Origin of the sequence: Mycobacterium sp. (assembly GCF_035697385.1) — a bacterium.
In the GTDB taxonomy this organism is placed as follows: domain Bacteria; phylum Actinomycetota; class Actinomycetes; order Mycobacteriales; family Mycobacteriaceae; genus Mycobacterium.
Map to the genome: position 1 here is coordinate 1 of NZ_DASSCY010000135.1, position 8,057 is coordinate 8,057.

Genomic DNA, 8,057 nt, shown 5'->3' on the forward strand with positions numbered 1-8,057 from the left:
CCCGACGACGACCACGTCTGCCTGCGTAGTCCCCCGGGTCGCTACGCTCCTGCCCGCCGAAGTGTTCACGCTTCCCAGTATGTTGGCAGGGTGAGGACACCAGCGAGCGTGGTGGCGGGCGTGGATTTCGGGGACCCCGCGTTTGCGCAGGAAGTCCGCGACGGGGTGGCCCGCATCGAGGACCTGATGGCCACTGAGCTGGGCAAGGCCGATGAGCTGATGTCCGAGGCGGTCCAGCATCTGTTCCAGGCCGGCGGAAAGCGGTTCCGCCCGCTGTTCACGGTCCTGTCGGCACGGTTGGGGCCCGAGCCCGACGCCTGGCAGGTCACTGTCGCAGGCGCCGTCATCGAGCTGGTGCACCTGGCGACGCTGTATCACGACGACGTGATGGACGAGGCGCAGGTGCGCCGCGGCGCCCCGAGCGCCAACGCCCGGTGGAGCAACAACATCGCGATCCTGGCGGGCGACTACTTGTTCGCTACCGCGTCACGCCTGGTGTCCCGGCTGGGCCCGGAGGCGGTGCGGATCATCGCGGACACCTTCGCCCAGTTGGTGACGGGACAGATGCGTGAGACCCGCGGCGCGGTCGAGGGCGTGGACTCCGTGGAGCACTACCTGAAGGTGGTCTACGAGAAGACGGCCTGCCTGATCGCGGCGTCGGGCCGGTTCGGTGCGACGTTCTCGGGGGCCGACGAGGAGCAGATCGAGCGGCTGAGCCGGCTCGGCGGCATCGTCGGCACGGCGTTCCAGATTTCCGACGACATCATCGACATCGACAGCGATCCCGACGAATCCGGCAAGGTGCCGGGCACCGACCTGCGTGAGGGAGTGCACACCCTGCCGGTGCTGTACGCCCTGCGTGAAACGGGTGCGGACGCCGATCGGCTGCGGGAACTGCTGGCAGGGCCGGTGGAGAACGACGACGACCTGGCCGAGGCGCTGCGGCTGCTGCGCGCGTCACCGGGTATGGCGCGGGCCAAGGACACCGTCGCGCAGTACGCGGTGCAGGCCCGCGACGAGCTGGCCAATCTGCCGGAGGGCCCGGGTCGCCACGCGCTGGCCACGCTGGTGGATTACACAGTGAACCGTCACGGCTGACGGTCGCGGAACCTCAACCGGCCGGTGGCGCGTTGAACCAGCGATGACTCTCCCGGTTCCTAGTAGGAGGAAGTCCCGATGACCTGGCATCCGCACGCCAACAGGGCGAAGACGTTCCTGTTGCTGGTGGGTATGTCGGCGCTGATCGTGTTCATCGGCGCGCTGTTCAACAGCCGAGCGATTCTGGGCCTGGCGGTGCTGTTCGCCGTCGGCATGAACGCGTACGTGTACTTCAACAGCGACAAGATGGCGTTGCGCGCGATGCACGCCCAGCCGGTCAACGAGATGCAGGCGCCGGCGATGTACCGGATCGTGCGGGAGCTGGCGACGACGGCGCGTCAGCCCATGCCGCGGCTGTACATCAGCGATACGGCGGCCCCGAATGCGTTCGCGACGGGTCGAAACCCGCGGAACGCGGCGGTGTGCTGCACGACGGGGATTTTGCAGATCCTCAACGAGCGTGAGCTGCGGGCGGTGCTGGGCCACGAGCTTTCGCATGTGTACAACCGCGACATCCTTATCTCCTGTGTGGCAGGGGCGTTGGCGTCGGTGATCACTGCCTTGGCCAACATCGCCATGTTCGCAAGCATCTTCGGGGGCAACCGCGAGGGTGGAGCGAATCCTTTTGCGTTGCTTCTGGTTTCGATGCTTGGCCCCATTGCGGCGACGGTCGTGCGGCTGGCGGTGTCACGGTCGCGGGAGTATCAGGCCGACCAATCGGGGGCTGAGCTGACGGGTGATCCGCTGGCGCTGGCGAGCGCGCTGCGAAAGATCAGCGCCGGCGTGCAGCAGGCGCCGCTGCCGCCGGACCCGCAATTGGCGGATCAGGCGCATCTGATGATCGCCAACCCGTTCCGTTCCGGCGAGAAGATCGGCAAGTTGTTCTCGACGCACCCGCCGGTTGAGGACAGGATCCGCCGCCTGGAGGCGATGGCCGGGCGTGGCCCGGACCGGTACTAGCTGCTAGACCGGGTAACGGCAGGCAACCGCCCGCCGATGTGTAGGGCATGCTGCGAGTCGCTTCCGCGCCATCTAGGGTGTGGACCGTGCTGAACAGAATGTTGATCGGCGTTGTAGGCGCTGCGGGAGCGGCTGTGCTTGGCGTGCCGGGTCTTGCGGCCGCCCAGCCGGAACCAGCTCCGCCGCCACCACCGCCCAACGTCAACGCCCTCGCGCCGGTGAAGCTGTCCGAGTACGCGGTGATGGACAACAACTGGTACGCGTTCAGCACACCCGACGGCCTGACCTGCGTGCTGCAGCGGTCTGGCGGCTACGGGTGTAGCGGGCCAATCCCTGCGGCGCCGAACGGTGCGAACCTCGTCAGCGGCGGTCCGGGCCCGGCATCGTTCGCCAACAGCCCCGCGCCGGTATTCGCGGTTGTCGGCGCGGCCAAGCCGCTGCCGGCGGGCTCGAGGATGAGCTATCAGACTGTCAGCTGCGGCAACGACGGCGTGACGACGACGTGTGTCGACAATCGGAACCAGTCGGGCTTCGTCCTCAGTCCCGCGGGCAGCTTCACCTTCGGCGAGGCCAACCCGCTGCTGGACCGGCCCGAGGGAACGAATCCCTACTTCAACTGAGCGGCCATACAACGGGCCGGAAGCAAACGGCGTATCGGGCCGCAAGCCATAGGCAAATTGCCCACCTCGGTGCGACTTTGTCGCAACCGCGACTTTGTCGCACGTAGGTGGGCACTAGGCATATCGCCTGAGAGAGCCGCTCGGCTTAGAACCCCGCGCCGTGCACCTCATGCCCCGGCTTCTCGGCGGCCAGGCCGCGGTAGGCGTCTTCAACCGTCGCGCCGTGATTGACGACGCCATCGACCTCGCGCGCGATCGGCATATTGAGCCCGTAATCGTTGGCGAACTCCATGATCACGCTGGCGGCTTTGACGCCCTCGGCGACCTGGTTCATCGACGCAATGATCTCGTCGATCGGCTTGCCCGCTCCCAGCTGTTCGCCGACGTGACGGTTCCGGCTGCGCTGTGACGTGCAGGTGACGATCAGATCGCCCATCCCGGCTAGGCCGGCGAACGTGTCGCGGTGCCCACCCATCGCCTCGCCGAGTTTGGACATCTCACGCAACGCCCGCGCGATCACCATCGCTCGGGTGTTCTCGCCGATGCCCAGCGAATACCCCATGCCCACCGCGATCGCATACACGTTCTTCAACGCGCCTGCCATCTCCACACCGACGACATCGTCTGTCGTATAAGTCCGAAATCGCTTGGTGCGGAACAATTCTGCCAGTTTGGCGGCCAAGTGCTGGTCGGGCATGGCCAGCACCGCCGCGGCCGCGTACCCCTCGGCGACCTCGCGCGCGATGTTCGGCCCGGCCAAAATGCCGGCAGGGTGCCCCGGCAGCACCTCGTCGACGATCTGACTCATCCGGTAATTGGTGCCCTGCTCCAGACCCTTCACCAGCGACACCACCGGCACCCACGGCCGCAGCTCCTTGGCGAGCTGCTCGAGCACTCCGCGGAAACCGTGCGACGGCACCCCCATGACGACGACGTCCGCCGCGTTGGCGGCTTCGCTGAAGTCGGTGGTGGCCGCAAGTGTGGGCGATAGCTCTACCTCGTCACCCAGGTAGCGAGAATTGCGGTGTTTCTCGTTGATGTCCTTGGCGGTCTCTTCGGAGCGCACCCACTGCAGCGTCGGCCCACGCCGGGCGCAGATGGATGCCACCGTGGTGCCCCAGGATCCTCCACCGAGGACGACGACATGCGGTTCGCGTTGAGCAGGTGCCATGGCGATCAGGGTATTGCCGACACCTGTGGTTTACCGGCAGTTGACGAACTGAAATCTGATCTAGCGACCATTCTGGCGGGACCGGAAGCAAGCCCAGCACCGATGCACCCCGTCGATGGTTTCGACGGCGCCACCGCATTCCTTGCAGCTCTGAATGGACTTGTTGCAGCGGCCGGGCGCCGTAAGCTCCGGCGGCAACGTAGCCCAGGCTGTCTCCCGAGCTGTGGCCCCCTGCTGCCATTGCACCGCGTGTTCCGCGCTCGCCTCCGCCTCGTGAGCCAGCTCCTCGAACTCCGCTGTTCGCGAGTCTTGTTGCCGCGGAGTCAGATCCGCGTAACTCTGCCGCTCGTCCTCGGCGCTGGACAGGTCGTTACTGACTTGTTCGATCCGCTGGGCCAGATCGTGGAGGACGTCGTATGCACTGTCGTCGAACGGGTGGCGCGAAAAAGTGTGGACGTTGAATTCGTCGGTGCCGGAGTAGTTCATGTCGGACGTGTGCTTCTCGAGTTCGCCGGTGATCCTGTCCAAGGCAGAAATCAACGAGCCGATGGTGGCCGAGCGCGGCATCAGATCCGACAGACCAGTCGGCTCACCCCTTCTTGGGATGCAGCAAAGACTCGGTCGACGAGGCCCGATCAGCCTTCGCCTTCTTGACGGCACGCTTCTCTTTCAGAGACTTACCCGACTTTTTGGTCATGGTTTGTCGGGGAGACTTATCGGTCATCGCTGGCCCCTTCGTATGGGGGCCTGTGTGGTCCCGATCTGTCCACCTTACCCCCCAAGACACCCAGCAACGCCGGTCTCGAACCGTCGACAGCGTCGTCAGGGTGTACCGTCAATGAGGTTGGGAACCCAGCCAGTCCGGGATGAGTCAGCTCTTTCGCTGCTGACCGCGCCGAGCAACCGCTCACGCCGGACACGCCGGTGACAACCGCGAGTCGGGACCACCTTGAACACTGTATCCACCCTTCCATCGTTGGCGTATCCCGGTGTGAGCCAAGGATTCTCCCGCTCCCCAAGCTTCGGCATTCTGAGTACGCATCCACCGACACCGTGCGGGCTTGCGACATTCACTGCGGCCCTGGCCGACGGCTTGACCAAGAACGGCGCCGACGTCAGCGTCGTGCGGGTGGCCGACAATTCGCCGTCGTCGAACGCACGCGTCATCGGAGAGCTGGTCAACGGGTCGACAACATCCGTGGCAGCAACCTCGGAGTTGCTCAACCAGAGCGACGTCGCCGTCATCCAGCACGAGTACGGAATCTACGGCGGTGCCGACGGCGACGAAGTGGTGGACATCATTGGCGAATTGCGGATTCCGTCGATCGTCGTGGCGCACACGGTCCTCAAAGACCCAACGCCACACCAGCGTTCGGTGCTCGAGGAGATCGCGGCGCGGGCCCATCAAATCGTCGTGATGTCTGAAGCGGCCAGCCAGCGGCTGTGCCGTGTGTTCGACATCGACCGCACAAAGGTCACCACGATTCCGCACGGCGCGACCGTCCCGACAAACCCCGCCGCAAAACGCCCGAGCCGACCGACCGTACTGACCTGGGGCCTGATGGGCCCTGGAAAGGGCGTTGAGCGGGTGATCGAGGCGATGGGTTCACTCAATGACCTGCCCGGCCGGCCGCGCTACCTGGTGGCGGGCAGGACGCACCCGAAGGTCTTCGCCGCCGACGGCGAGGCGTACCGCGATGCCCGAATGGAACAAGCGCGCCTGCGCGGCGTCGCCGATTCGGTGTGTTTCGATCCGGGTTATCGCGACGTGCCAATGTTGACCGCCCTTGTCCAGTCATCGGCCGTCGTAGTACTGCCCTACGACTCCACCGACCAGGTCACCTCCGGTGTTCTGGTCGACGCCATCGCATGTGGTCGACCAGTCGTCGCCACCGCGTTCCCGCACGCCATCGAGCTCCTTTCCACCGGTGCCGGCATCGTCGTCGACCATGACGACCCGGACGCGATGGCGTCCGCCCTGCGCCGGATCCTGACCCAGCCACGGCTCGCCGGTTCGATGGCCGCCGAGGCGCGCCGGCTGGCGCCGGACATGGCCTGGCCGGTCGTGGCCAAGGCGTATCTGGGTCTGGCCCAGCGCCTCCTCACTCGACGTTCCGCATTGGTATGACCGCGGCCGCGCCACCTCCGAACTTCGACCATCTCTTGCGTCTGACGAACAGTCGCGGCACCTTCGAGCACGCCTGCCTCGCCGAGCCAGCTCCCGAACACGGCTACTGCACCGACGACATGGCCCGGGTGCTCGTCGTCGCCAGCCGAGAGCCCGACCCTGAGCGGACGCTGAACGGCCTTTCAGGCGTCGCGGTGCGGTTCTTGAATGAGGCGCAGGCGCTTACCGGCGCCTGCCGCAACAGGTTGGACAGCACCGGCCGCTGGACCGACGAGCCGTCGACCGAGGACTGCTGGGGCAGATGCGTCTGGGGACTTGGAACGGCCGCAGCCCACAGTGGCGTGAGCATCGTCCGCAAGTTGGCTCTCATGCAGTTCGAGCGCGCCGTACAGGTGCGGTCCGCGCATCCGCGGGCGATGGCATTCGCGGCGCTGGGCGCCGCGGAGGTCCTTTCGGTCGACCCTGAGCATGCCGCTGCGCGTGAACTTCTCACCGATTACGCCGCTTCGATCCCCGCACCGAACGGTGACGCCGCCTGGCCGTGGCCGGAGCCGCGACTCACCTACGCGAACGCGGTCCTTGCCGAGGCGATGATTGCCGCGGGTGTTGCGCTTGACGACTCGTCGCTGCTGCGGCGTGGCCTGGATCTGTTGGCCTGGCTGGTCGACTATGAGACTGCCGACGGCCATCTGTCACCGACCCCCGTTGAGGGTAGAGGCGCAGGCGACGTCCGACCCGGTTTCGATCAACAGCCGATCGAGGTGTCGACGCTCGCCGACGCGTGCGCACGTGCCGCCACCGTCGACGCCCGCCCGATATGGCCCGACGGTGTCCGCGCCGCAGCAGCGTGGTTCATGGGCGACAACGACGCAGGACAACAGATGTGGGACCCGGAGACGGGCGGTGGATTCGACGGGCTGCACGCCGATGGGGTGAACCGTAACCAGGGCGCGGAATCGACTCTGGCGGTGATCTCGACCTTGCAGCAGGCTCGGCGCTTCTCGACTGTGCTGCAATGACTTCGGTGCAGGCCGAGCTTGTCACACGCAGCGCCCAGCGGATCGCCGCCGACCCGTCGCGGGTCATCACCAAGCTGTTCGTACCGGGCCAGGAAGGGTTCGAACTCCAGGAGTCCCGAGCGGGAGCGGTGTTGACACGGATCCTGGCCTTGGACGAGGGCGACGTGCGTGCGGCGTTGGACGATGTCGTCACCCGGTTCCAACGGCGCCACCGTGATCTCGATGGCACCTTCCGGCGCCACGCTCGTGAACTCGCCGATCGTCTGGATCCTGACGGGAAACTCTCCGAAACGCGAATGTTATTGCTAGGTGCGACATTCACCAGCGAATACGCGATTGAAGGTGCGGCGCTGTGCAATCCCAGCATGGTCGCTCATCCCGACCAGTCCGGAGTAGCGGCAGGCAGCCTGCGATTTGTCATGAGCGTGCGGGGGATCGGGGAAGGGCACTGTTCGTCGATTGGATTCCGCACCGGCATCGTCGACGCAGCCGGTAGGCCAACGCTCGATGACGCAGCCCCGTTCGCCTCCGTCGGATCCGTCATGGCGACCGCGCTCGACGCGGTTGTGTTCCGTAATGAGCTCGCCCGACTTCTAGACGTAGGCGAGGCCGCCCACTACATTCTCGACGCTCTTGGGGACCGGTTCACCCGAGCCGAGCTCGACGAGCAACTGGACAAGCTGCAGGCTCACCGGAGCACCCGTGGACGTGCGGCCGAGACGATGGCACTGATCAGGGCCATCGCTGAACGTTTCTATGCCGTTGAATTCTCCGGCGACACAACGCTTTCGGAGCGGATTCTGTGGCCCGCGATGGCGGCCGAGGCGGCCGGCATGGAAGACGCACGCTTCGTGCGCTGCGACGACGACGACGGCTCCGTCACGTTCTATGCCACCTACACGGCTTACAGCGGATCCCACATCAGCCAGCAACTCCTCGAGACAAAGGACTTCCGGTCCTTTACTTCCACCCCGCTGGTCGGACCCGCAGCGGCGAACAAGGGTCTGGCGTTGTTTCCCCGCCGAATTCACGGTCGCTTCGCGGCAATGTCGCGATCCGAC

At 65.9% G+C, this 8,057-nt stretch carries 8 protein-coding genes; 6 read left to right on the forward strand and 2 right to left on the reverse strand.

The genetic code is table 11. The features are described 5' to 3' along the window. The first annotated feature begins 90 nt into the window (after positions 1-90). The 3 genes from grcC1 (at position 91) to VFH65_RS11515 (ending at position 2,678) form a co-directional block, all read left to right on the forward strand. Positions 91-1,098, forward strand: coding sequence for a nonaprenyl/(2E,6E)-farnesyl/geranylgeranyl diphosphat synthase (grcC1, locus tag VFH65_RS11505; protein ID WP_353321560.1), 1,008 nt, complete (start codon positions 91-93; stop codon positions 1,096-1,098). Positions 1,099-1,176: 78 nt separating this feature from the next. Next, on the forward strand, positions 1,177-2,058 hold the full coding sequence (gene htpX, locus VFH65_RS11510; RefSeq protein WP_353321562.1) for a zinc metalloprotease HtpX: 882 nt from the start codon (positions 1,177-1,179) through the stop codon (positions 2,056-2,058). Between the two features lie 47 nt (positions 2,059-2,105). Further along, a complete protein-coding gene (locus tag VFH65_RS11515; RefSeq protein WP_353321564.1) occupies positions 2,106-2,678 on the forward strand; it encodes a hypothetical protein in 573 nt (190 codons plus the stop codon). Between the two features lie 145 nt (positions 2,679-2,823). Here the strand turns inward: VFH65_RS11515 and VFH65_RS11520 are convergent, their stop codons facing one another. Together VFH65_RS11520 and VFH65_RS11525 are read right to left on the reverse strand one after the other, a co-directional pair. Further along, complete coding sequence (locus tag VFH65_RS11520) at positions 2,824-3,849, reverse strand: NAD(P)H-dependent glycerol-3-phosphate dehydrogenase (protein WP_353321566.1); 1,026 nt, start codon at positions 3,847-3,849, stop codon at positions 2,824-2,826. A gap of 60 nt (positions 3,850-3,909) precedes the next feature. Beyond that, positions 3,910-4,389, reverse strand: a complete 480-nt coding sequence (locus tag VFH65_RS11525; RefSeq protein ID WP_353321567.1) for a hypothetical protein — start codon at positions 4,387-4,389, stop codon at positions 3,910-3,912. 436 nt (positions 4,390-4,825) lie between these two features. Between VFH65_RS11525 and VFH65_RS11530 the strand changes: the two genes are divergently transcribed. From VFH65_RS11530 to VFH65_RS11540, 3 genes are all read left to right on the forward strand, one after another. After that, positions 4,826-5,977 (forward strand): glycosyltransferase, encoded by a 1,152-nt coding sequence (locus tag VFH65_RS11530; protein WP_353321569.1) that lies wholly within the window; start codon positions 4,826-4,828, stop codon positions 5,975-5,977. Next, the gene (locus VFH65_RS11535; protein ID WP_353321570.1) at positions 5,974-6,996 is read left to right on the forward strand and encodes a glycosyltransferase; all 1,023 of its coding nucleotides are present in this window, start codon (positions 5,974-5,976) and stop codon (positions 6,994-6,996) included. Before VFH65_RS11530 ends, VFH65_RS11535 begins: the two co-directional genes overlap by 4 nt. Further along, on the forward strand, positions 6,993-8,057 hold a 1,065-nt coding region (locus VFH65_RS11540), incomplete at its 3' end, for a glycosidase (RefSeq protein WP_353321571.1). The genes VFH65_RS11535 and VFH65_RS11540, both read left to right, overlap by 4 nt.